Raw genomic sequence first — 22,684 nt, forward strand, 5'->3', positions numbered from 1 at the left:
TCCTCTCGGTCGGTGCGCGGACGCGGGCGCGGCGCGCGGGGCCGCCGGCGGCGGCGCGGCTCACATCTCGATGCACGTACGGAGCGCGGTGCCGCTGCGCATCTGCTCCAGCGCCTCGTTGATCTCGGAGAGCCGGACCCGGTGGGTGATCAGCCCTTCGAGGTCGATGCGGCCCGCCCGCCACAGCGCGATGGCCCGCTCGTAGGAGCGCAGCGCGTCCCCGCCCCCGTACAGCGACGGCAGGATGCGCTTCTCGTCGAAGAACAGCTCGAACATGTTGACCTGGAAGTGGTCGTCCATCGCCCCGGCGCCGACCACGCAGAGCGTGCCGCCGCGCCGCGTCGCCTCGTAGGCGGTGCGGGCGGTGGCGGACCTGCCGACGACCTCGAAGACGTAGTCGAAGCCCTCGCCGCCGGTGATCCGCTGCTTGGCGTCGGCCAGTTCCTCCGGGGACACCGCTTCGGTGGCGCCGAAGCGCAGTGCCGCCTCGCGGCGCGAGGCCACCGGGTCCACCGCGACGATCTGCGCGGCCCCGCACACCCGCGCGCCCTGTACGGCCGCGATGCCGACGCCGCCGCAGCCGATGACCGCGACCGACGCGCCGGGCCGCACCTGGGCGGTGTTCATCGCGGCGCCCAGCCCCGTCGTCACGCCGCAGCCGATCAGTGCCGCGATCTCGTACGGCACGTCGTCCGGGATCGGCACCGCGCAGTTGGCGGCGACCACCACTTCCTCGGCGAAGGTGCCGGTGCCCGCGAAGCCGAAGACGTCGGACGGGTCGGCGCCGGGGCGGCGGAAGTTGGGGGTGCCGGCGCTCATGAACCCGGCCAGGCACAGGTGGCCCTGACCGCGCTTGCAGGAGGGACACGTACCGCAGGCGGGCAGCCAGCACATCAGCACCCGGTCGCCCGCCGCGAGGCCCTCGACGCCGTCGCCCACCGCCACTACCTCGCCCGCGCCCTCGTGCCCGGGGACGAACGGCGCGGGCTGCGGCAGCACCCCGCTCATCGCGGACAGGTCCGAGTGGCACAGCCCGGTCGCCCGGATGCGGATACGCACCTTCCCCGGGCCGAACCCCACCGCCTCGACGCCGTCGAGGACTTCCAGCTTCTCCTGCCCTGTCTGGTGCTGTATCGCTGCGCGCATGGTGCGCTCCCTTCGCGGGGCGGCGGGATCGGGTCGGGTGGTGCAGACGGGGGGCGGGCGTCCTCACGTACCGGACGGGCCGATGCCGACGACGGTGTCCACCAGGACCGGCGCGTCGTCCCGGTCGGCAGCCGTGACCGAGACCTGGACCCGCTCCGGCTCCTGCCACATGTGTACGCGCAGCGTCTCGCCGGGGAAGACCACCCCCGCGAACCGGGTCGTGTACGCGGCGACGCGCGCCACGTCGCCGTCCAGCAGCTCGTCCACCACCGCCTTCAGCGTGATGCCGTAGGTGCACAGCCCGTGCAGGATGGGCCGGTCGAAACCCGCGAGCGCGGCGAACTCGGGGTCGGCGTGCAGCGGGTTCCAGTCGCCGGACAGGCGGTAGAGCAGCGCCTGGTCCTCCCGTACGCGCCGCTCGATGGTACGGTCCGGCGCGCGCTCGGGCAGTTCGAGGCGGTTGGACGGCCCGCGTTCCCCGCCGAACCCGCCCTCTCCCTTGACGAAGATCTGCGTGTCGCACGTCCACAGCGGCCCGTCGTCGTCGGCCGTCTCGGAGCGCAGCACGATGACCGCGGCCTTGCCCTTGTCGTACACGGCGGGGACGGTGGACGTCTGGACGGCCCGTCCCCGTACGGGCAGGGGCCGGTGCACGGTCACGGTCTGTCCGCCGTGCAGTACGGCGGCGAGGTCCACGTCGATGCCGGGCGCGGACAGGCCGCCGGCCAGTGCCATGCCCCCGCCCGCCACGGTCGCGAAGCTGGGCAGCACGTGCAGCCTGCTCTCCAGGGTGTAGCGCAGCTCGCCGGGCGCGGTGGCGGGCACGCCCGCGCCGATGCCCAGGTGGTAGAGCAGGACGTCCTTGGCCTCCCAGGCGAGTTCGGTGGTCCGCGGCTCGGCGGAGGTGGCCTTGACGGCGTCGATGGGCATGGGGCTGCTGCTCCTTCACCACGGTGTCACGGTGTGAAGACCCCGGCCCGGCCGTCCGCACCGTCGGCCGTGCCGGGGTCGCCTGCGGTCGGCGCCGCGCCGGCGGGTCCGGGCCGTACGGGACCGGCGACCCGCCCGGCCACCCGTTCTAGAACGCGTTCTATCCGACGGCTTCCATGTATAGCCGATCCGGCAGGAGCCCGGAACCCCCTGACGCCCCGTCAGGTAGGCGCGGCGCCCCGCCCGCCCGCCTCCGTGACATTTGTCCATCCCGACCGCGTACATTCACCTCTGCCGAGGCCGGCGGCGGTATCGGTAGCGTCGCGGGCGGAGCGCGGACAGCGGCGCGGAACAGGGAAGAGGCAGTACGCAACGTGCGCAGGAACCGGCGGACCGAACAGAACGACCCGGACGGCCAGGGCGAACGGGACGGGCAGAACGTGCGGGGCGGACCCGGCGGGCGGAGCTCCGGACACCATGACGCATTCGGCGGCCACGCCAAGGGCAAGGGCCCGCGCGCCTTCACCTTCCTGCCCTGGCTGCTGATGGGCGTCGGCGCCCTGTCCAACATCTTCAGCGGCAAGTCCCAGAACACCTGGCTGGCCGGACTCGGCCTGCTCACCTTCAACTCCCTCTACATCTTCGTCGTCTTCTCGGCCTTCAACCCCCGCTACCGCGACTCCCGGGTCCCCCTGTACGGCCTCGGCGCCCTGGCGGCGGTCACCTACACCATCGCGATCACCTTCGGCCACGCCTGGCTGCTGTTCTTCCCGCTCCTCTCGCTGGCCTCCGGCGCGGTCCGCAACATCCGCGGCAGGGCCCGCTTCGTCCTGCTGACGGTCCTCAGCGGCTCGGCGGGCACCATCGCCGGCGTGCGCTTCGGCGACAGCTGGATGTCCGCCGCCATCGGTTACGGCACCTTCATCTCCGGCATGATCGCCGCCACCGTCCTGAGCCTGTTCGAAACCATCCAGCAGCTCGACGCGACCCGCCAGGAACTGGCCCGCACCGCCGTCGAGAAGGAACGCCTGCGCTTCTCCCGCGACCTGCACGACCTGCTCGGCCACACCCTCTCGGTGATCGTCGTCAAGGCCGAGGCGGTACGGCGGCTGGCGCCGCGCGACGTGGACGCGGCGCTGGGCCAGGCCGCCGACATCGAGGCGGTGGGCCGCCAGGCGCTCACCGAGATCCGCGAAGCGGTCACCGGCTACCGCGAGGGCAGCCTGCCCACCGAACTGGACCGCGCCCGCTCCGCCCTGCGGGCCGCCGGCATCGAACCTCTCGTACGCGAATCCGGCCCCCCACTGCCCCCGCAGGCGAGCGCGCTGCTCGGCTGGGTCGTACGCGAAGGCGTCACCAACACCGTGCGGCACAGCGGCGCGACCCGCTGCGAGATCGAGGTCCGCACCGACACCGACACCGACCGCGCCCGCCTCACCATCACCGACGACGGCCAGGGCCCCACCCCGTCCGCCGTGCCCGCCACCACCGGCGGCACCGGCCTCAAGGGCCTCGCCGAACGCCTCGCGACGGCAGGCGGCACGCTGGACTCGGGACCGGACGGACGAAGGGGGTTCCGGCTGGTGGTGGAGTTGCCGGTGGACGATACGGGCACGTCCTAGGGACGGCGCGCCGAGGCTCGGGGCCCCGAGGCCCGGTTGCCGCCGAGGCCCAGAGGGCCGCCGAGGCGCGGTTGTTGCCGAGGCTCGGGGCCCCATTTCTCTCCCTGCGCACGCAACCCTCCTCCCCCATCAGCTGTCATACGAGTGGCAAAGGCCGGATATCGGCCCGCGCCCTCACATGTCCACACCGGAAGAGGAACCCGATGAAGCTCCACCGAACCGTGGCCATAGCCGTCGCCGCGGCCGCCCTGACGCCGGCCGTCCTGCTGACGGCCCCCGCCGCGTACGCCACCGGCACGGCCGACGAGAAGCTGTACAGCTGCTCCGACGTCTCCCAGGGCGACTACGAGCAGAAGACCCTCAAGCTGGACCAGACCGACGCGAACGGCCCGGTCGTCCGGGGCGGGGACTGGCGGACGTTCCGGGCGACGGTGAAGAACATCGGCGAGAAGGACGTGTCGACGCTCGGCATGGACGTACGTGCCTGGCGGCAGGTGGACGACGAGGACCCGGTGGTGGGCAAGTTCGTCACGTTCGAGTACAAGACCGGCGAGGCCGGCAAGTGGACGCCGGTGGACCGCGAGTCCGGCCGCTTCGTGACCAAGGGCGTCCTGAAGGCCGGGCAGACGGTGACCTACCAGCTGCGCATGCGCGCCGCGGCGGACCTGCCGAAGCACATGGAATGGGCCGACGTCAGCGTGGGCTCCTCCTTCGTGGAGCAGTACCGCTTCCCCAGCGGCGAGGTGGTCCCCTGCACGGCCGGCGAAACGGGCCAGAACGGGATCACCATCGTGAACGCGTCCGAGAAGCCCCAACCCAAGCCCACCCCCACCGTCACCCCCACCAAGCCCGGGCCGGCCCCGAGCGGGACCGCCACGCCGCGGCCCACCCCGACCACCGGCACCTCGGAGCCGACGCCCGAGGCGTCCACGCCGAGCGCCAAATCCTCCGCGAACGTCGTGACGGCGTCGGACCGGACCCCCTCCGGTCCCGGCGGCAACCTCGCCGAGACCGGCTCCTCCGACGCCCTGCCCACCATCGCCATGATCGGCGGCGCGGCCGTCGTCGCGGGTGGCGCGGCCGTCCTGATCACGCGTCGCCGCCGTACCGACTGAGCCGGACCGCCGCACGGGCCCGGTCGCGCCTGACGGGCCCGGACGCCCCGCCACCCGCGCGGCCCGTGCGGGGCGCTGCGCTGGCTAGGCTTGGCCCATGACCGATCCGGACGGCGAGCAGGCCGCAGCGTGCGTGAAGGTCCTCCTCGCCGAGGATCAGGGGATGATGCGCGGCGCGCTGGCGCTGCTGCTCAACCTGGAGGACGACATGGAGGTCGTCGCCCAGGTGTCGGCCGGGGACGAGATCGTGCGTACGGCGCTGGAGGCGCGGCCGGACATCGCGCTGCTGGACATCGAGCTGCCGGGGCGCAGCGGGCTGGACGCCGCGGCCGAGCTGCGGCAGGCGCTGCCGTCCTGCAAGGTGCTGATCGTGACGACGTTCGGGCGGCCGGGGTATCTGCGGCGGGCGATGGAGGCGGGGGCCTCCGGGTTCCTGGTCAAGGACGGGCCGGTGGAGGATCTGGCGGCGGCGATCCGGCGGGTGCTGGCCGGGGAGCAGGTCATCGACCCGGGGCTGGCCGCCGCCGCGCTCAGCGCGGGGCCCAACCCGCTGACCCAGCGCGAGCGCGACGTGCTGACCGCGGCCGTGGACGGGGCGACCGTCGCCGACATCGCCGGGAAGCTGCACCTGTCGCAGGCGACGGTGCGCAACTACCTCTCCGGGGCCATCGGCAAGACCGGGACGCGCAACCGCATGGAGGCGGTGCGCACCGCTCGCCGGAACGGCTGGCTGTAGGGGGCCGGGTTCAGTCGGCGGCTTCCTCCTGGATGTAGCTCTCGTACCCCGTCGCGTCCATCAGGCTGTCGAGTTCGGCGGGCCGGGACAGGCGGAGCACGACCAGCCAGCCCGCGCCGTACGGCTCGTCGTTGATCTGTTCCGGGGCGTCGTTGACGGTGTCGTTGACCGCGAGGACCGTACCGGTCAGCGGCACGTAGACCTCGGTGACGGCCTTGACCGACTCCAGCGAGCCGAACGCGTCACCCGCCTCGAAGCGTTCGCCCTGCTTGGGCAGTTCGGCGTAGACGATGTCGCCCAGCTGCCGCTGCGCGTGGTCGGTGATGCCGACGGTGACCTGATCGCCTTTGACCCGGACCCATTCGTGGTCCTTGGTGTACGAAAGATCCGCGGGGATGTTCGCCATGGCCCGGACGCTGCCACCGCGCTCCGGCGGAGGGAAGGCTTCCGGCGGAGGGAGCGGGGGCGGGGCGGCCCCGGCCGCGGGTCCTGAGCGGCCGGGCCGTCACGTACGCAGGTGTGACGCCCCGTTGAGGTCCAGTACCGCGCCCGAGCTCCACTGGGCCTCGGGCGAGGCCAGCCACCGTACGGCCGCCGCGATCTCCTCCGGCGCGGCCACCCGGCCGAACGGGCTCTGGGCGCGGATCGCCGCGCCCTCGTCACCGGTCAGGCGGTGGGCCACCCGGTCGGTGTCGATGAAGCCGGGGGCGACGGAGGCCACCGCGATGCCGTGCGGGGCCAGGGCGACGGCGAGCGACTGGCCGAGCGCGTGCACGGCGGCCTTGGTGGCGCCGTAGGCGGGGTGGTCGGGTTCGCCGCGGAAGGCGCCGCGGGAGCCGATGTTGACGATGCGCCCGCCGGTGCCCTGCGCGATCATCGCCCGGGCCGCGCCGTGGCTGAGGTGGGCCGTGCCGAGCAGGTTCACCGCGACGTGCTGCTGCCAGGCGGCGGTCCACTCGTCGTACGGGGTGGTGGCGGGCGGGTGCGGGGTGTTGACGGCGGCGTTGTTCACCAGGACGTCGATGCCGCCGAGGGCCGCGGCGGCCGCGCTCACCAGGGCGGCGGCGCCGGACGGGTCGGCCAGGTCGGCGCCGAGCAGGACATGGCCGCTGCCGGGCAGCGCGGCGAGGGTCTCCTCGGCGTCCGGCCGCCGCGAGCCGTAATGGACCGCGACCCGGTCGCCGTTCTCCGCGAAGGCATGGGCCACGGCCCGGCCGAGGCCGCGCGAGGCGCCGCTGACCAGGACGCGGCGGCCGGTGGCGGGGAAGGCGGCGGTGACGGGCACGGCGGGTACGGCGGGTACGGCGTCAGGCATGGTGGGCGTCCTCGGGGCGGCGCGGCAGGGCCAGCACCATCAGTAGCACGCTCGCCAGCAGGATGACCGTGCCGACCTGGAAGGCGCGGCCGTATCCGTCGGCCATCGCGGCCGGTCCGCCGTGCCCCGCCGCGATGCGGGTGGCCGCGACCGTGGACAGGATCGACAGGCCGAGCGCGCCGCCCATCTGCCGGGAGGTGTTGATCAGGCCGGAGACCAGGCCCTGGTCGGAGGGGGACGCGCCGGAGGTGGCGATCGAGGCGACCGGTGTGGCGGTCAGGCCCGCGCCGAGGGCCATCAGGATGCCGGGGCCGAGGAGCGTGCCGGCGTACGTACCGTCGGCGCCCATCTGCCCCTGCCAGACCATGCCCGCCGCGGAGATCAGCGCACCGGTGATCGCCAGGGTCTTGGCGCCCACCCGGTTCATCAGACGCGGCGCGATCTTCGAGCCCAGCACGATGCTCAGCGAGTGCGGGATGAAGGACAGCCCGGCTTCCAGGGGCGTGTAGTCGAGGACGTTCTGCACGTACAGGGAGAGGAAGTACCACATGGAGAACATCGCGGCGCCGGCCAGCACCATCGCGCTGTTCGCCGCGTACACCGAGCGCAGCCGGAAGAGCGTGAGCGGCATCAGCGGTGCCTTCGTACGGGCCTCGACGGCCACGAAGGCGAGGAGCACCAGCAGGCCCGCCGCCAGCGGCAGCAGCGCGCTCGCCGAGGTCCAGCCGTCCGACTCGGTCTGCACGATGCCGTACGCCACCAGCGCCAGGCCCGCCGTCACCAGCAGGGCGCCCGGGATGTCGAGCCGCCGTCCGGCGCCGCGGCGGCTCTCGTCGAGCCAGAGCGCCGCGCCGGCCAGCACGAGCGCGCCGATGGGCACGTTGATGAGCAGCACCCAGCGCCACGACAGGTACTCCGTCAGCACACCGCCGACCAGGCCGCCGACGGCGCCGCCGCCCGCGCCGACCGCGGTCCAGGTGGCGATGGCGCGGGTGCGGGCCGGGCCCGCGGGGAACGCGGTGGTGAGGATGGTGAGCGTCGCCGGGGAGAGGATGGCCGCGCCGACGCCCTGAACCGTACGGGCCGCGATCAGCTGCCACGACTCCTGCGCCAGGCCGCCCGCCAGGCTGGCGACGGTGAAGAGGGCGAGTCCCACGACGAATATGCGCTTGCGCCCGAAGATGTCGGCCACCCGGCCGCCGAGCAGCATGAAGCCGGCGAAAGTGATCACGTAGGAGTTGACGACCCACTGCAGTCCCAGCTCGCTGAGCCCCAGGCCGGTGCGCATGCTCGGCAGCGCGACGTTGACGACCGAGACGTCGAGGACGACGAGGAACTGCCCGGCGCAGACCAGCAGGGTCACCAGCCAGGCGGGCGGTGGTGTGCGGCGGGCGTTTTCGGGCAGGGTGGTGGGAGTTGCTGTCGGGGGCATGGTCTCCATAGTTGCAGCAGACACGCGTCGGCGGCATCGGATTATCGGCCTGAGGGCGGCCGGTCGCCGGTCCTAGGACCTGTCTTCGGATGGCACGCCCGCGTCGGGAGCGGAGTACGGCGCCCACCGCCCCCTCGTCCAGGCGCCCTTCCTGACAGCCGCACACACCGGGCTCGCGGCGGCGCCCCGCGCCGAGGACGTTCCGCCGCGCAGTCCGCCCCAGGACGGACGGCGCGGCGGAAGCGGGTCATTCACCGGGCCGTTCACCTGGGCTCGGTGAAGATCCAGCTCTGGTACCGGTTGTTGTGCGTCCGGTCCTTCGGATAAACATTCCCCTTCGCGTCCGAATCCAGTACGCCATCGTAAACAGTGGTCAACATATTGGCGTTGCCGTCGTGTACCAGATACCACGCCTGCGGGGGATAGTAATAATCCGAGCATCCCATGTTCGTGATCATCTCGCGATTCACCAAGGTGAGGCACATTCCGGTCGCCGCATGCCTCAGCTTGAAAGCGCCGGCTTCCATGAACACCGGGGTCCACTGCTGGAACTTGTTGTTCGGCGTACAGGCCTTCGTGTAGACCTTTCCTTCGTAATCTCCGTCGAGACAGAGACCTGTTTGCTCGTTGTGAATGCTCTGTTGTTTGTTGTTGACGGGATCGGCGGCATGCGCGGAAGGCGCCACGATCATGCTGATTCCCAGGGCGGCCAGGGCTCCGGCCGTGCCGAGCTTCGCTCTCATCGATGAACTTTCTCGGGCGGTGTGCTGTCGGGGGGATATCCGGTCCGGTACCGCGATCAGCCGGCAGGATAGAAGAGCCAGCTCTGGTAGCGGTTGTCGAGCGAACCGCTCTTCAGATACACGTTTCCCTTGTGATCCGAATCCAGGTTCGTGACCAGGGGACGACTCCGGATGTTGTTCCCCCGCCATTTGATCACCTCCCAGCTCATGGGCCGGTAGCTCCCGGCGCAGGGAATCGCGCGAACCTCTTCACCATTGACGGCCGTGAGACAGAAACCGGTCTGAACGTTTCTGATATGGAGATCGCCTCCCTCCGTCTCCAGATGCCACTGCTGATACCGATTGTTGTCGGTGCACGCCTTGGTGTAGACGTATCCCTTGACATCCGAATCGAGGCAGCGTCCGGTCTGTTCGTTCACTATCGTCTGCACGCCGCCATAGATGGGGTCGGCGGCGTGTGCGGAGGGCGCCAGCACGACGCTTGCACACACAGCGGCCAAGGCACCGGCGATGCCGAGTCTGACTCTCATGGATGGCCCTTTCTCGCCCGGCGGGGTGCCGGGGACGAATGGTGCTGGGTTCGGCGAAGGCCCGTGGCGGGGGCTCCGCGGAAAGGCAACGGCCCGCGTGGTGGGCGCACGGCTGCTTCGGGCAGATGTCCTGGGTCACCTGGCCGCCCGCGATGGATGTCCCTCACCCTGTTCCGGAGGCCTAACGCTTTTCTAAAGCCGGTATTCCGCACGGGTCATGCCTCGCCCGCCTCGGCGCCGGGACCGCGCCGGAGCCGGCTGCGGACCTGGACGGACCGCTCCGGGACGGTTCGGGGTGCGTCAGGGTTTGCGCGGCAAGACCCGTCACAGCCCCCGGAACAGCGTGACGACCGCCGCGCCGCCCAGTCCGATGTTGTGCGCGAGCCCGACCCGCGCCCCCGGTACCTGCCGTGCGCCCGCCGTCCCGCGCAGCTGCCACACCAGCTCGGCGGCCTGCGCCAGGCCGGTCGCGCCGAGCGGGTGCCCCTTGGAGATCAGCCCGCCGGAGGGGTTGACCACCCACCGGCCGCCGTGGGTCGTGGCGCCGTCCTCGGCCAGCTTGCCGGAGCCGCCCTCGGCGCACATGCCCAGCGCCTCGTACGTCAGCAGCTCGTTGACCGAGAAGCAGTCGTGCAGCTCGATCACGTCCACGTCCTCGATGCCGAGCCCGCTCGCCTCGTACGCCTGCCGGGCCGCCGCCCGGGACATCGGGCGGCCGACGACGTCGATGCAGGACCCGGAGGCGAAGCTGTCGTCCGTGTCCGTCGCCATGGCCTGCCCGGCGATCTCCACGGCCCGGCCGGCCAGGCCGTGTTCGCGCACGAAGCGTTCGGAGGCGACGACGGCGGCCGCCGCGCCGTCGGACGTCGGGGAGCACTGGAGCTTGGTCAGCGGCCGGTGGACGGTCCGGGCGGCGAGGATCTCCTCGACCGTGTGGATGTCCTGGAACTGGGCGTTCGGGTTGTCCGCCGAGTGCCGGTGGTTCTTGGCGCCAACCGCGGCGAGCTGGCGTTCCGTGGTGCCGTACCGGTCCATGTGCTCGCGGGCGGCGTTGCCGAAGATCTGCGCGGTGGGCGGTGTCATCTCGAAGCCGTGCGCGGCGGCCATCACGCCGTAGTGGCGGGCCACGGGTGATGTCGCGAAGTCGCCGCTGTCGGCGCCGCCGCCGAGTGCGCCGCGCTTCATCTTCTCGAAGCCGAGGGCCAGTACGCAGTCGTTGAGGCCGGAGGCGACGAACTGCCGGGCCATCATCAGCGCGGTGGCGCCGGTCGCGCAGTTGTTGTTGACGTTGTAGACGGGGATGCCGGTCAGGCCCAGCTCGTAGACGGCGCGCTGACCGGCCGTGGAGGCCTGGTAGCAGTAGCCGACCGGGACCTGCTCGATGGCGCCGTACGGGATCTCGGCGTCGACGAGGGCCTTGCCGCCCGCCTCCTTCGCCATGTCCCAGTACTGCCAGTCCCGCGTCTCGGGCTTCTCGAACTTCGTCATACCCACGCCGACGATGTACGCCTTACCGGCCATGTCCGTCCTCCTCATGGATGGCGCCCGGGGTCAGATCAGCGGTCGCGGCTCGGGGTCCCTGGGCAGGCCGAGCAGCCGCTCCGCGACGACGTTCAGCTGCACCTGCGTCGTGCCGCCCGCGATCGTCAGGCAGCGCGACATCAGGAAGCCGTGCAGGGCGCGTTGCGCGTCGCCCTCCCCCGTCGCGCCCTCGGGGCCGAGGAGTTCGAGCGCCAGCTCGGCGACCTTCTGCTGGTGCGCGGTCTGCACCAGCTTGCGGACGCTGGCCCCGGCGCCCGGCTCCAGGCCCGAGACCTGCCGGCCGGTGGTGCGCATCGCGATGCAGGCCAGCGCGTGCGCCTCGGCGGCCAGCGCGCCCACCCGCTCGCGTACCGCGCCGTCCAGGCCTGCGGACCGCTCGATCAGCGCTTCCAGGCCGGTGCCGAAGGTCACCTGGTCGGCCATGTGGACGCGCTCGTTGCCGAGCGTGTGCCGGGCCACCTTCCAGCCGTCGTCCACCTCGCCCACCACCGCGCCGACGGGCAGCAGCACGTCGTCGAAGTACACCTCGCCGAAGAGGGCGTCGCCGGTGATCTCCCGCAGCGGCCGGACCTCGATGCCGGGTGCCGACATGTCGACAAGGAAGAAGGTCAGGTTCCGGTGCCGGGGCGCGTCCGCGTTCGTACGGGCGAGCAGGATGCCGTGGCCCGCCCACTGCGCCGCCGAGGTCCACACCTTCTGGCCGTTGACCCGCCAGCCGCCGTCCACCCGCTCCGCCCGGGTCCGCAGCGCGGCCAGGTCGGACCCGGCCTCCGGCTCGGAGAACAGCTGGCACCACAGCCGGTCGCCGCGGAGCGTCGGCAGCAGATGCCGCTCCTTCTGCTCCGGCGTCCCGTAGGTGATCAGGGAGGGCACCACCCAGGTGGCGATCCCCAGGTCGCTGATTTTGACGCCCGCGTCGCGCAGCTCCTGCTGTACGGCCAGCTGCTGTACGGGGCCCGCGCCCAGGCCGTACGGGGCGGGCAGGTGCGGCGCCGCGTATCCGGTGGGCGCCAGCTCGCGGCGTACGGCCGCCGGGTCCAGGCCGCGGACCTTCGCGATCACCTCGCGGGCCTGCTCGCGGTACCGGACCGCCTCCCGCGACCGCTCCATGGGCAGGTCCATGCGCAGTTCGCGCCGGGCGCCACCGGCGCCGTACCGGGCGGCGCGCAGCCGGAGTTCCGTACCGCTGCCCAGCAGTTGGCGGGCCACGGTCGCCCGCCGCAGGTACAGGTGGGCGTCGTGCTCCCAGGTGAAGCCGATACCGCCGAGGATCTGGATGCAGTCCTTGGCGCAGGTGAAGGCGGCGTCCAGGGCGGTGGCGGCGGCCAGCGCGGCGGCCAGGCCGCGGGACGCCGGGGCGTCGTCCGCCGCGCGCGCCGCGTCCCACGCCAGGGCGCGGGCCTGCTCGACCCGTACGAGCATGTCGGCGCAGAGGTGCTTGACGGCCTGGAACTGGCCGATCGGCCGCCCGAACTGCTCGCGTACGGCGGCGTGCGCGGCCGCGGTGTGCAGCGCCCAGGCCGCCGTGCCGCATGCCTCGGCGGCGAACAGCGTCGCCGCCAGGTCCCGTACGAGGTCGGAATCGACGTCCAGCACCCGGCCGGCCGGGACCGCGACGCCCTCGGCGGTCACGCGCGCGGCCGGGCGCGTCGGGTCGGCGGCGGCCGGGACCCGTATGGAGAGTGCGGCGGCGTCGACGGCGAGCCAGCGGGTGCGCGCCGGCGCGCCGGGCGACTCCGCCGCTTCCGCCGCTTCCGCCGCTTCCGCCGCTTCCGCCGCCAAGACGATCAGGTCCGCGTCGCCGCCGCCGAGGACGGGTGGCGCCGCGCCGTCCAGCACGTAGCCGTCGGCCGTCGGGGTCGCGCGGAGCGTGCCGGTGCCGAGCGCGACAGCGCCGATGCGTTCACCGGTGGCCAGGGCGCGCGCCAGGTCCGGGGCACCGGCGCGCCGCAGCACCTCGGAGGCGAGCACGCTGGGCAGGTACGGGCCGGGCAGCGCGGCGCGGCCGGTCTCCTCCAACACGACGGCCAGGTCGAGCAGTTCGCCGCCGCCACCGCCGCACTCCGGCGGCAGGTGCGGCCCGAGCAGGCCCATGGCGGCGAGTCCGTCCCAGTAGGCGGGGCGGCCACGGCGGCCGGGCCCGGCGTCGAGCAGCTTGCGCAGCTCCTCCGGCGGCACGGCGCGGGCCGCCCACCCGCGTACCGCCTCGGCCAGTTCCCCTTGCTCCGGTGTGATGCCGATGCCGGTGCCCATGCGCATGCTCATGCCGGGCAGACTAGAACACGTTCCAAACTGACGGTAGGTCAGCTGGGGTACGAAGTGCGGGCCGGACGGGGCGGCCGCGCGGGGCCGGGCGGGAGGGCGGGTCGCCGTCCGCACGGCCCGGGACCATATCCGTACGCTTACGGATTCCCGCACCGCACTTCGTCACCGCCGCACTTCGTCACCGCCGCACTTCGTTACCACCGCATTCCGCACGAAACGCACGCATCCGTAAACCACCGGCTCCCGAAAATTGCCGTCACATTCCACCACCGCCTCACCACCGGCCGGCCACCCGCACACGCCGCGTATTACCGGCACGTACGATCCGTCGTTATGAGTCACCGCGTACACCCGGTGACCGTACGACTAGGAGGAATCCCCATGGCCGCCGCGAACGCCCCCAAGCCGGAGATACTCGCCGCATTCGAGGCCGCAAAGGGTTTCATGCCGCTCGACGAGGGACTGGCGCTTTACACGGCGGCCGGTGAGGCGGCGGCGCTGGGGCTGCCGCTCGTCGAGGTCGGCACCTACTGCGGCCGTTCCACGATCCTGCTCGCCGACGCCGCGCGGGCGGCCGGCGTCACGGCCGTCACCGTCGACCACCACCGCGGCAGCGAGGAGCAGCAGCCCGGCTGGGAGTACCACGACCCGTCCGTGGTCGACCCCGAGGTCGGCCTCATGGACACCCTGCCCGCCTTCCGCCGCACCCTGCACGCGGCCGGGCTGGAGGACCACGTGATCGCGCTGGTCGGCCGCTCCCCGCAGGTCGCGGCGCTCTGGAACACCCCCGTCGGCCTGGTCTTCATCGACGGCGGGCACACCGACGAGCACGCCACCGCCGACTACGAGGGCTGGGCGCCGCACGTCGCGCCCGGCGGACTGCTCGTCATCCACGACGTGTTCGCCGACCCGGCGGACGGCGGCCAGGCCCCGTACCGCGTCTACCGGCGCGCCCTGGAATCCGGCGCCTTCACCGAAATGTCGGCACACGGATCGCTGCACGTACTGCGTCGCACCGGTGAAGGGCACTGACCGCACCACTACGATCGCGATGTGTCGAACGGCAGTACTTTCCCCCCGCGCCGCCGCTTCGGCGGCACCCTCGTCGTCGTCCTGGCCGCGCTGCTGGCCGCCTGCGCCGCGGGCTGGCTGATCTGGCGGTCCACGAGTGGTCACGGCGGCGACAAGCCGCCCAAGGCCCTGCCCGCGGCCGGCCCGGCCACGTCCCCCGGCGGCGCGCCGCCGGGCAAGGACGGCGCGGACAGAACGGACGGCGGGGACGGCCGGAACGGCCAGGGTGACCAGGCCGGTCCGGGCGGCCGGGCCGGGACCCGCCTCAAAGGCAAGGTCGTCCTCCTCGACCCCGGCCACAACCCCCACAACCGCGACCACACCCGCGAGATCGCCCGCCAGGTGGACGTCGGCAACGCGCGCAAGGAGTGCGACACCACCGGCACCTCCACCGACGACGGCTACGCCGAGGCGTCCTTCACGCTGGACGTGGCGCGGCGCGCCCGTGCCCTCCTCCAGGCCGAGGGCGCCAAGGTCGTATTCACCCAGGACGGCGACCGCCCGTACGGCCCGTGCGTGGACGAGCGCGCCCGCGCCGGGAACGAGGCCGGGGCCGACGCCGCGGTGTCCGTGCACGCCGACGGCGCGGGCACGGGCAACCGCGGCTTCCACGTGATCCTGCCCGCACGCGTCACCGCCGGCGCTGCGGACACCTCCGCCATCGTCGGCCCGTCGCGGCAGCTCGGCGAGCGCCTCGCGGGCCGGTTCGTGGCGGCGACCGGAAGCGCCCCGGCCAATTACCTCGGTGACGGCACCGGGCTGGTCGTACGGTCCGACCTCGGCGGCCTCAACCTCTCCGGCATTCCCAAGGTCTTCCTGGAGTGCGGCAATATGCGGGACGCGAAGGACGCCGCGCAATTGACCGATCCGCAATGGCGGGAAAAGGCCGCCCGCGGCATCGCCGAAGGCATTACGGGCTTCCTGACCCGGTAGCGGACGGCGTCGATACCCGCTCGATACCTGACCGATACCGACAAGACGGCCCACAGGTTCCGGCGGTAGGTTCCCCCTTACGATGGGGGGCCACCCCGTGCCTCGCCACGCGCCCACCAGCGCATACGGCAGCGACAGCGAAGACCAGACACCGGAACCGACAAAGGACCCTTACGTGAACATCCGCTCCCTCACTAGAGGCGACGGCGTGGTGATCGGAGCAGCGGTGTTGCTGTTCATCGCCTCGTTTCTCGACATCAGCTCGTACGACGGATCCGACTGCACCGGCAGCTTCTGCCCGAAGATCACGTCCTCGAACGCCTGGGACGCGCTGCCCCTGCTGATGGGCCTGTACCTGGCCGGCATCATCGCGGCCGCCCTGATCGTCGTCGCGCGGGCCCTGCCGAACCCGCTGAAGGTCGCCGGGCTCGACCTCGGGCAGTTCGGCGTCGCCTGGACCGTGTTCGTCGCCTGGTTCGCCTTCTGGACGACCGTCAACAGCGGCAGCGCGGGCGCCGGCCTGATCCTCGGCCTGATCGCCGCGCTCGTGCTGGCCGGCGCGGCCGTGGCCACGCCGCTGGTACCGGCGTTGAAGGCCGGGCTCATCCCGGCCCCGCGGCCGCAGGCCCCGTCCCCGTACGGCGCGCCCGCACCGGGCCAGGGCTACGGCTACCCCGGCGCCCACCAGCAGCAGCCGGGCCACGGCGGATACGGCTACCCGGGCGCCCAGCAGGCCGGCCAGGGCCAGCCGCAGCCGGGGCAGGGCCAGCCGGGCCCGCAGTCGTACGGCGGCCAGCAGCCCGCGCCGGCCGCCGCGCAGCAGCCCGCGCCCGCCACGGACTTCGCGCCGTTCTGGTTCGCGGTGCCGGTGGCGCGCCCGCTGTACGGCGAGGACGGCGCGCCGACGCCGATCGCCGAACTGGCGCCCGGCACGTGGTACCTGGCCGTGGACCAGCGCGGTCAGGCGCTCATCGCGCAGACGCAGGACGGGCGCCGCGGCGTCCTCCAGGACACGACCGGCATCCAGCGCGGCTGACCCCCGGCCCGCCGCCGCCCGCACCGCACGGCCCCTCGCCCACACTCCGGGCGGGGGGCCGTCGCCGTACCCGCCCTTCCCCTCCCCGCCCCCGCCTCCTACGCTGCACCGACGCACCTGACGCTCCATCACCAAGGCGATACACGGCGGACATCACACCCGTACGGAGGCCCTCCATGCGACTCGGCCTGGCACTCGGCTACTGGGGCCGCGGCCCCGACCCCCGGCACGTCGAACTCGCCCAGGAGGCCGAGCGGCTCGGCTACGACTCCGTATGGACCGCGGAAGCCTGGGGCTCCGACGCCTTCACCACCCTCACCTGGATCGCCGCCCACACGTCCCGCATCAAACTGGGCACCGCCATCGCCCAGATGGCCGCCCGCACCCCCACGGCCACCGCGATGCAGGCCCTCACCCTCGACCACCTCTCCGGCGGCCGGATGCTGCTCGGGCTCGGCCTGTCCGGGCCGCAGGTGGTGGAGGGCTGGTACGGCCGCCCGTTCCCGGCGAGCCCGCTGACCGCCACCCGCGAGTACGTGGACATCGTCCGCCAAGTGCTGCGCCGCGAGGCCCCCGTGACCCTCGACGGCCGCTTCCACCCGCTCCCCTACCGCGGCCCCGACGCCACCGGCCTCGGCAAGCCCCTCAAGCCCATCACCCACCCCCGCCGCCCCGGCCTCCCCGTCCTCCTCGGCGCCGAGGGCCCCAAGAACATCGCCCAGACCACCCGCATCGCCGACGGCTGGCTCCCGCTGTACTGGTCCCCGTACCGCACCGACGTGTACGAGCCCTCCCTCGCCGACGCCCCCGAGGGCTTCCTCGTCGCCCCCATGGCCCGCGCCCACGTCTGCGACGACGTGGCCGAAGGCCTGCTCCCCGTCAAGGCCATGCTCGCCTTCTACATCGGCGGCATGGGCCACGCGACCCGCAACTTCCACGCGGACCTGATGTCCCGCATGGGCCACGCCGACGCGGCCCACCGCATCCAGGACCTCTTCCTCCGGGGCCGCAGGGACGAAGCCGTCCACGCCGTCCCCGACACCTTCGCCGACGCCGTCTCCCTCATCGGCCCCCGCCCCCGCATAGCCGACCGCCTCACCGCATGGCGCAAGGGCCCGGTAACCGACCTCCTCATCACGGCCCCGGACCCGAAAACACTCCGGGCCCTGGCCGAACTGAACAGCTGACCCCCACACCACGAGCCACACCAGCGGGTGAACCGCCCCCTTTCCCCATTCGTCCGGCCACCCGCCTCCCTAGCCTCGCGCCATGGAAGCCCCGTACGCCCTGGAGATCGAACCCGAGGTCCGAGGAGCACGGATGAGCCGCGGATACCACACCCGATGGCAGGTGCCGGACGAGCACCGGGCCGACCCCGCCTACGTGGAGGCGGGGGCGGCGATCGCGCTCGGGCAGGCGGTGTTCGATGTGCGCGGTGCGCTCGGTGTTTCGGTGGGTGAGCTGGCCCGCCGGACGGGGCTCGGTGAGGACGAGATCGAGCGGATCGAGGGGGGCGGCACCGTGCCGACGCTGCCGTTGCTGCGGCGGCTGGCGGGTGCCCTCGACGCGCAGCTCGACCTGTCCATCGACTCGGACGAAGTGTCACTGTCCTTCGTCCCGCACGCCGCCTGACGCGCGAAGGCCCGGCGCCCGGCCGGGGGGTCGGGCGCCGTGGCCGGTGGGTCAGCCGAACACGGCCATCCCCAGCCACTCGTCCAGGAACGCCCGGTCGCCCGTGACCTCGATGCCCGGTGTGTCGACCGGGAGGCGGCGGTAGTACACGCGGAGGAGGTCGGCGGCGGGGCCCTGGAGGGTGGTGGTGGCCGGTTCGGGGGTGTGGCGGTAGGCGGGGGTGGTGCCGGTGAAGTCGAGGAGCCAGTCGGCGGGGGCGCCGGGCGGGGTGTCGGTCGCGTGCAGGCGCAGGGTGCGGTCGGTGCCGAGGAGGGTGTTGAGGGCGTGGTCGGGCCGGAGGGTCGGGATCAGGCACATCAGCTGCGACCACTCCTCGATGGTGTCGGCGGCGACCTCCGGGTCGAGGGGGAAGTCGGCGCCCGTCGCGGCGACCGCGTCCGCCCGGTGGATGATCGTCTCGTGGGTCATCCGCCGGGGCCAGAAGGCGGACGGCTGTCCCGGCGCCCAGGCCCAGATCGCCGCGTCGGGGCCCGCCTCGCGCATCGCCTCGGAGGCCAGCCGGGCGCCCTCGGCCAGCCAGGCGTCCAGGGCGGCCGGGTCGTGGTCCGGCGGGCCCGCGTGCTCCGGGACCGCGTCGAAGGGCACCATCTCGGTGGCCCGGGTGCGTACGGTCTCGCCCGCCCAGCGGTACGCGCCGCCGACGTGGCGTATGAGGTCTTCGAGGGTCCATTCCGGGCAGGTCGGTACGGGCGCCGTCAGGTCGGCGCCCCGTATGGTCCGCCGGAACCGGTCGGCCTCCACGAGGATTTCGGCACAGTAGCGGTCGTGGTCGAGTGTTCCGTTCATGGTCGTCATGGTGCGCACAGTAACGGGTGGGAGCGGTGGATGCCTCCGGATATCGCGGCCAACGGCACGCGGAGAGCGGGGAGTTGTTTACGCCGGGCTTATGCGGCTACCCGGCCGTCATGTCCAGCAGACACCGGTACGGAAGCAGTCACGCGGCCACGGCCGTCACCGTCATCGCGGACATCATGGCCGTGATCCTCGGCCTGTGGATCGTGATGTACCTGCTCGACGCGAACCGCGCCAACGACCTGGTGCACTTCGTCCAGGGGGCGGCGCGGTGGCTGGCGGGCTGGTCCTACAACCTCTTCACCTTCGACGCGGTCTGGCTGCGGACACTGCTGAACTACGGGCTGCCGGCGATCGTGTACCTGTTCGTGGGGCACGCGCTGGCCGCCCGTATCCGGCGGATCGAGCACTGAGCGCCCTCCCGGGCGGTCAGCGGCAGCAGTCCGGATCGAGCCCCGCCGGCAGGCGTTCGCCGCCGAAGACCGCCGTGGTCGCCTCGTCCCCGCCCAGCGCGGCCACGGCGAGCAGCATCGAGCCGGCCGTCCAGGACGTCTGTTCCTCGGGCCACACCGCGTCGTCGTCGAAGACGTACCCGGTCCAGTACATGCCGTTGTCGGCGCGCAGGTGCTGGACCCATTTGAGGATCTGCACGGCGCGGTCGGACTCGCCCATCGCCCACAGCGCCAGTGCCAGTTCGGCGCTCTCGCCGCCGGTGACCCACGGGTTGGGCAGGACGCAGCGGACGCCGAGGCCGGGGACGACGAAGTCCTCCCAGGCGGACTCGATGCGGTCCTTGGCCGCGGTGCCGCGCAGGGCGCCGCCGAGGACCGGGTAGTACCAGTCCATCGAGTAGCGGGCCTTGTCGAGGAAGCGTTCCGGGTGGTGCCGGATGGCGTGCCCGAGCCGGCCGAGGGCCAGTTCCCAGTCGGGCTGGGGCTCCTCGCGCTGTTCGGCCAGGGCGAGCGCGCAGCGCAGCGCCTGGTAGACGGAGGAGGAGCCGGTGAGCAGCGCGTCGGTGACGGGGGTTCCGTCGTCCTCGCGCTTCCAGCCGATCTCGCCGCCGGGCTGCTGGAGGTCGAGGACGAATTCGACGGCCGCGTAGACGGCGGGCCACATGCGGTCCACGAAGGTGTCGTCGCCGGTGGACAGGAAGTGGTGCCAGACGCCGACGGCGAGGTACGCGCAGAAGTTGGTCTCGCGGCCGCGGTCGGTGGGGGCGGCGGCGTCCCCGTCGGCGTAGGCCGCGTACCAGGAGCCGTCCGGGTTCTGGTGCCGTACCAGCCAGGCGTACGCGGCCTCGGCGCGCTCGTGCTCGCCGGCCGCGTCCAGGGCCATGGCGGCCTCGGTGTGGTCCCAGGGGTCGAGGTGGTGGCCGCGGAACCAGGGGATCGCGCCGTCCTCGCGCTGCGTCGCCAGGATGCCGGCGACGGTGCGGGCCGCCTGTTCCGCGGTCAGCACTCCGGGCAGGACCAGGCGTTCGGTACGTCCTGGTGTCGTCACTTGGCGGCCCCGGCGGCGGCAGCGGCCCCGGCGGCGGAACCGGTGGCGGCCCCGGTCGCGGCCCCGGCGCCCGCGGCGGCCTGCGCCGGCAGGTGCGGCTTGGTGGCGTACGCGACGAAGCTCTTGCCGATGACCGGGTTGAGCACCTGCTCGGCCATCCGTGTGGCCAGCGGCTTCTTCATGATGTCCCAGACCAGCAGCTTGTGGTACGCCTTGACCGGCAGCGCCTGGTCGTTGTCGACACCGAAGGCGCACTTGAGCCACCAGTAGGGGCTGTGCAGCCCGTGCGCGTGGTGGGTGCCGTACGGCTTCAGGCCGGCCTCGCGCATCCTGCCGAGGAGTTCGTCGGCCTTGTAGATGCGGATGTGGCCGCCCTCGACCTCGTGGTACTCGTCGCTGAGCGCCCAGCAGACCTTCTCCGGACCGTAGCGCGGCACGGTCACCGCGATCCGCCCGCCGGGCCGCAGCACCCGCACCATCTCGGCGAGCACGCCCTTGTCGTCGGGGATGTGCTCCATGACCTCGGAGATGATGACGACGTCGAAGCTCTCGTCGGGGAAGGGCAGGGCCAGCGCGTCGCCCTCCATGGCGGTGGCGGTGGCGCCCGCCGGGGCCTCGCCGGCCTCCTCCATGGCGGCGAACCACTTGGCGACCTCGCGGATCTCCTCGGCGTTCCGGTCGAGCGCCACGACCTGCGCGCCGCGCCGGTAGCACTCGAAGGCGTGCCGGCCCGCGCCGCAGCCCAGGTCGAGGACGCGGTCGCCCTGCGCGAGCGGGAATCGGGAAAAGTCGACGGTCAGCAAGGGCTCTCTGCTTTCGTCCTGGGGGTCCGCGCCTAGGGCCGGCGGCGGTGGGTCATGGCGGTGGTGGTCGGTGCCCGGCCGGGCCGCATCAGGCGCGGCCGGCCGGGGACGGGGCGGTGGCGGTCGCGGCGCCGCGGGTGCGCGCGGTCTGGAGGGCGATGGCCTCCCGGTAGCGTTCGGCGGTGCCGATGGCGGCCTGGCGCCAGGTGAAGCGGGCGAGGACGCGTTCGCGTCCGGCGGCGCCGAGGCGGCGGCGCAGGGCGTCGTCGTCCAGCAGCCGGGTCAGTCCGGCGGCCAGCGCGCCGGCGTCGCCCGGCGGTACGGACAGGCAGGTCTCGCCGTCCGGCCCGGAGACCTCGGGGATGGCGCCGCCGGTGGTGGCCAGCAGCGGCGTACCGGTGGCCATGGCTTCGGCGGCGGGCAGCGAGAAGCCTTCGTAGAGGGAGGGGACGCAGGCGATCTGGGCGCCGCGGACCAGGTCGACGAGTTCGGCGTCGCTGATGCCCTTGACGAACTCGATGGCGTCGCCGAGGCCGTGCCGGGCGATGGCGGCGGCCACCGGGCCGTCGTCGGCGCGCTTGCCGACGACCACCAGGTGGGCCCGCGGGTTGCCGGCACGGACCTCGGCCAGCGCTTCGACGAGGTGGACGAGGCCCTTCAGCGGCACGTCGGCGCTGGAGGTGGTGACGATGCGGCCGGGGATCTCGGGGACGGCCGGGTCGGGCGAGAAGAGGTCGGTGTCGGCGCCGATGTGCACGACGTGGATACGGCCGTCCGGCACGCCGAGGTGGTCGACGATCTCCTGGCGGGAGGAGCCGGAGACGGTCAGCACCGACGGCAGGCGGCGGGCGACGCGCTTTTGCATCCGGGTGAAGCCGTACCAGCGGCGCACCGACGCGCGCCGCTTCCAGCCCGCCGCGGCGTCCAGGTCGAGCTGCCGGTCGACGGTGATGGGGTGGTGGATGGTGGTGACCAGGGGGGCGCCGAGGCCGCCGAGCAGGCCGTAACCGAGGGTCTGGTTGTCGTGCACGACGTCGAAGTCGCCGCGGCGGGCGGCGAGGTGGCGGCGGGCGCGCAGGGAGAAGGTGAGCGGTTCGGGGAAGCCGCCGGTCCACATCGTGCCGACCTCGACGGCGTCGATCCAGTCCCGGTACTCGCCGCGCCCCGGCGTGCGGAACGGGTCGGGCTGCCGGTAGAGGTCGAGGCTGGGCAGTTCGGTGAGGGTGACGCCCTCGTCGAGGACCGGGTACGGCTGGGCGCCGATCACTTCGACGCGGTGGCCGAGGCGGGCCAGCTCGCGGGAGAGGTGGCGTACGTAGACGCCCTGGCCGCCGCAGAACGGGTTGCCCTTGTAGGTCAGCAGGGCGATGCGCAGGGGGCGGTCGCCGTCCGGCCCTGCGGAGGCGGCGGGGGCCTCGGCGGGGTGCGGCGCGGCTGCCTGGACGGCCTCGGCGGACACTCTCGGCCCCCTTCTCGCTGGA

General features: G+C 73.0%; 22 protein-coding genes. 9 read left to right on the forward strand and 13 right to left on the reverse strand.

Going from position 1 to position 22,684, the window contains the following annotated elements:
* Window positions 1-60 precede the first annotated feature (60 nt).
* Together ACFV57_RS19045 and ACFV57_RS19050 are read right to left on the reverse strand one after the other, a co-directional pair.
* On the reverse strand, window positions 61-1,146 hold the full coding sequence (locus tag ACFV57_RS19045; RefSeq protein WP_385233125.1) for a Zn-dependent alcohol dehydrogenase: 1,086 nt from the start codon (window positions 1,144-1,146) through the stop codon (window positions 61-63).
* Between the two features lie 63 nt (window positions 1,147-1,209).
* Window positions 1,210-2,076 carry a MaoC/PaaZ C-terminal domain-containing protein gene (locus ACFV57_RS19050; protein WP_385233127.1) on the reverse strand — a complete coding sequence of 289 codons (867 nt, stop codon included), beginning with the start codon at window positions 2,074-2,076 and terminating at the stop codon, window positions 1,210-1,212.
* Window positions 2,077-2,450: 374 nt separating this feature from the next.
* On the opposite strand from ACFV57_RS19050, the gene ACFV57_RS19055 reads away from it, so the two are divergent.
* The 3 genes from ACFV57_RS19055 (at window position 2,451) to ACFV57_RS19065 (ending at window position 5,549) form a co-directional block, all read left to right on the forward strand.
* Window positions 2,451-3,698, forward strand: a complete 1,248-nt coding sequence (locus ACFV57_RS19055) for a sensor histidine kinase (protein ID WP_385233130.1) — start codon at window positions 2,451-2,453, stop codon at window positions 3,696-3,698.
* 203 nt (window positions 3,699-3,901) lie between these two features.
* Window positions 3,902-4,813, forward strand: coding sequence for an LAETG motif-containing sortase-dependent surface protein (locus ACFV57_RS19060; RefSeq protein ID WP_385233133.1), 912 nt, complete (start codon window positions 3,902-3,904; stop codon window positions 4,811-4,813).
* 97 nt (window positions 4,814-4,910) lie between these two features.
* Window positions 4,911-5,549, forward strand: a complete 639-nt coding sequence (locus ACFV57_RS19065; RefSeq protein WP_385233136.1) for a response regulator — start codon at window positions 4,911-4,913, stop codon at window positions 5,547-5,549.
* A gap of 10 nt (window positions 5,550-5,559) precedes the next feature.
* Here ACFV57_RS19065 and gcvH read toward each other — a convergent pair whose 3' ends face one another.
* The 7 genes from gcvH to ACFV57_RS19100 all read right to left on the reverse strand — a co-directional run bounded on the left by gcvH (window position 5,560) and on the right by ACFV57_RS19100 (window position 13,376).
* Window positions 5,560-5,955 (reverse strand): glycine cleavage system protein GcvH, encoded by a 396-nt coding sequence (gene gcvH, locus ACFV57_RS19070; protein WP_385233139.1) that lies wholly within the window; start codon window positions 5,953-5,955, stop codon window positions 5,560-5,562.
* 99 nt (window positions 5,956-6,054) lie between these two features.
* Entirely contained in the window at window positions 6,055-6,864 is an 810-nt protein-coding gene (locus ACFV57_RS19075) for an SDR family NAD(P)-dependent oxidoreductase (RefSeq protein WP_385233142.1), read from the reverse strand.
* Window positions 6,857-8,305, reverse strand: coding sequence for an MFS transporter (locus ACFV57_RS19080; RefSeq protein WP_385233145.1), 1,449 nt, complete (start codon window positions 8,303-8,305; stop codon window positions 6,857-6,859). Before ACFV57_RS19080 ends, ACFV57_RS19075 begins: the two co-directional genes overlap by 8 nt.
* 254 nt (window positions 8,306-8,559) lie before the next feature.
* Window positions 8,560-9,039, reverse strand: a complete 480-nt coding sequence (locus tag ACFV57_RS19085; protein ID WP_385233148.1) for an RICIN domain-containing protein — start codon at window positions 9,037-9,039, stop codon at window positions 8,560-8,562.
* A 56-nt stretch (window positions 9,040-9,095) separates the two neighbouring features.
* Window positions 9,096-9,569, reverse strand: a complete 474-nt coding sequence (locus ACFV57_RS19090) for an RICIN domain-containing protein (protein ID WP_385233151.1) — start codon at window positions 9,567-9,569, stop codon at window positions 9,096-9,098.
* 324 nt (window positions 9,570-9,893) lie between these two features.
* Complete coding sequence (locus tag ACFV57_RS19095) at window positions 9,894-11,090, reverse strand: lipid-transfer protein (RefSeq protein WP_385233154.1); 1,197 nt, start codon at window positions 11,088-11,090, stop codon at window positions 9,894-9,896.
* Between the two features lie 30 nt (window positions 11,091-11,120).
* Window positions 11,121-13,376, reverse strand: a complete 2,256-nt coding sequence (locus tag ACFV57_RS19100) for an acyl-CoA dehydrogenase family protein (protein ID WP_385233157.1) — start codon at window positions 13,374-13,376, stop codon at window positions 11,121-11,123.
* Window positions 13,377-13,757: 381 nt separating this feature from the next.
* On the opposite strand from ACFV57_RS19100, the gene ACFV57_RS19105 reads away from it, so the two are divergent.
* From ACFV57_RS19105 to ACFV57_RS19125, 5 genes are all read left to right on the forward strand, one after another.
* Entirely contained in the window at window positions 13,758-14,408 is a 651-nt protein-coding gene (locus ACFV57_RS19105; protein WP_385233160.1) for a class I SAM-dependent methyltransferase, read from the forward strand.
* A 21-nt stretch (window positions 14,409-14,429) separates the two neighbouring features.
* A complete protein-coding gene (locus tag ACFV57_RS19110; RefSeq protein ID WP_385233163.1) occupies window positions 14,430-15,380 on the forward strand; it encodes an N-acetylmuramoyl-L-alanine amidase in 951 nt (316 codons plus the stop codon).
* A 175-nt stretch (window positions 15,381-15,555) separates the two neighbouring features.
* Entirely contained in the window at window positions 15,556-16,416 is an 861-nt protein-coding gene (locus ACFV57_RS19115) for a DUF5336 domain-containing protein (RefSeq protein WP_385233166.1), read from the forward strand.
* Window positions 16,417-16,592: 176 nt separating this feature from the next.
* Entirely contained in the window at window positions 16,593-17,603 is a 1,011-nt protein-coding gene (locus ACFV57_RS19120; RefSeq protein WP_385233169.1) for an LLM class F420-dependent oxidoreductase, read from the forward strand.
* 82 nt (window positions 17,604-17,685) lie between these two features.
* On the forward strand, window positions 17,686-18,048 hold the full coding sequence (locus tag ACFV57_RS19125; RefSeq protein WP_385233172.1) for a helix-turn-helix domain-containing protein: 363 nt from the start codon (window positions 17,686-17,688) through the stop codon (window positions 18,046-18,048).
* Window positions 18,049-18,099: 51 nt separating this feature from the next.
* On the opposite strand, the gene ACFV57_RS19130 is transcribed toward ACFV57_RS19125, so the two are convergent.
* Window positions 18,100-18,894: a maleylpyruvate isomerase family mycothiol-dependent enzyme gene (locus ACFV57_RS19130; protein WP_385233426.1), complete on the reverse strand. Its 795-nt coding sequence runs from the start codon at window positions 18,892-18,894 to the stop codon at window positions 18,100-18,102.
* A 119-nt stretch (window positions 18,895-19,013) separates the two neighbouring features.
* Here ACFV57_RS19130 and ACFV57_RS19135 point away from each other — a divergent pair, with 119 nt between their 5' ends.
* Window positions 19,014-19,313, forward strand: a complete 300-nt coding sequence (locus ACFV57_RS19135; RefSeq protein WP_385233174.1) for a hypothetical protein — start codon at window positions 19,014-19,016, stop codon at window positions 19,311-19,313.
* Between the two features lie 16 nt (window positions 19,314-19,329).
* On the opposite strand, the gene ACFV57_RS19140 is transcribed toward ACFV57_RS19135, so the two are convergent.
* From ACFV57_RS19140 to ACFV57_RS19150, 3 genes are all read right to left on the reverse strand, one after another.
* Window positions 19,330-20,400 carry a prenyltransferase gene (locus tag ACFV57_RS19140; protein WP_385233177.1) on the reverse strand — a complete coding sequence of 357 codons (1,071 nt, stop codon included), beginning with the start codon at window positions 20,398-20,400 and terminating at the stop codon, window positions 19,330-19,332.
* Window positions 20,397-21,203 carry a methyltransferase domain-containing protein gene (locus ACFV57_RS19145; protein WP_385233179.1) on the reverse strand — a complete coding sequence of 269 codons (807 nt, stop codon included), beginning with the start codon at window positions 21,201-21,203 and terminating at the stop codon, window positions 20,397-20,399. The genes ACFV57_RS19140 and ACFV57_RS19145 overlap by 4 nt, the downstream gene beginning before the upstream one ends.
* Before the next feature lie 88 nt (window positions 21,204-21,291).
* On the reverse strand, window positions 21,292-22,662 hold the full coding sequence (locus ACFV57_RS19150; RefSeq protein WP_385233182.1) for a glycosyltransferase family 4 protein: 1,371 nt from the start codon (window positions 22,660-22,662) through the stop codon (window positions 21,292-21,294).
* Window positions 22,663-22,684: the final 22 nt, after the last annotated feature.

It is taken from the genome of Streptomyces sp. NPDC059788, from assembly GCF_042732265.1.
Classification (GTDB): domain Bacteria; phylum Actinomycetota; class Actinomycetes; order Streptomycetales; family Streptomycetaceae; genus Streptomyces.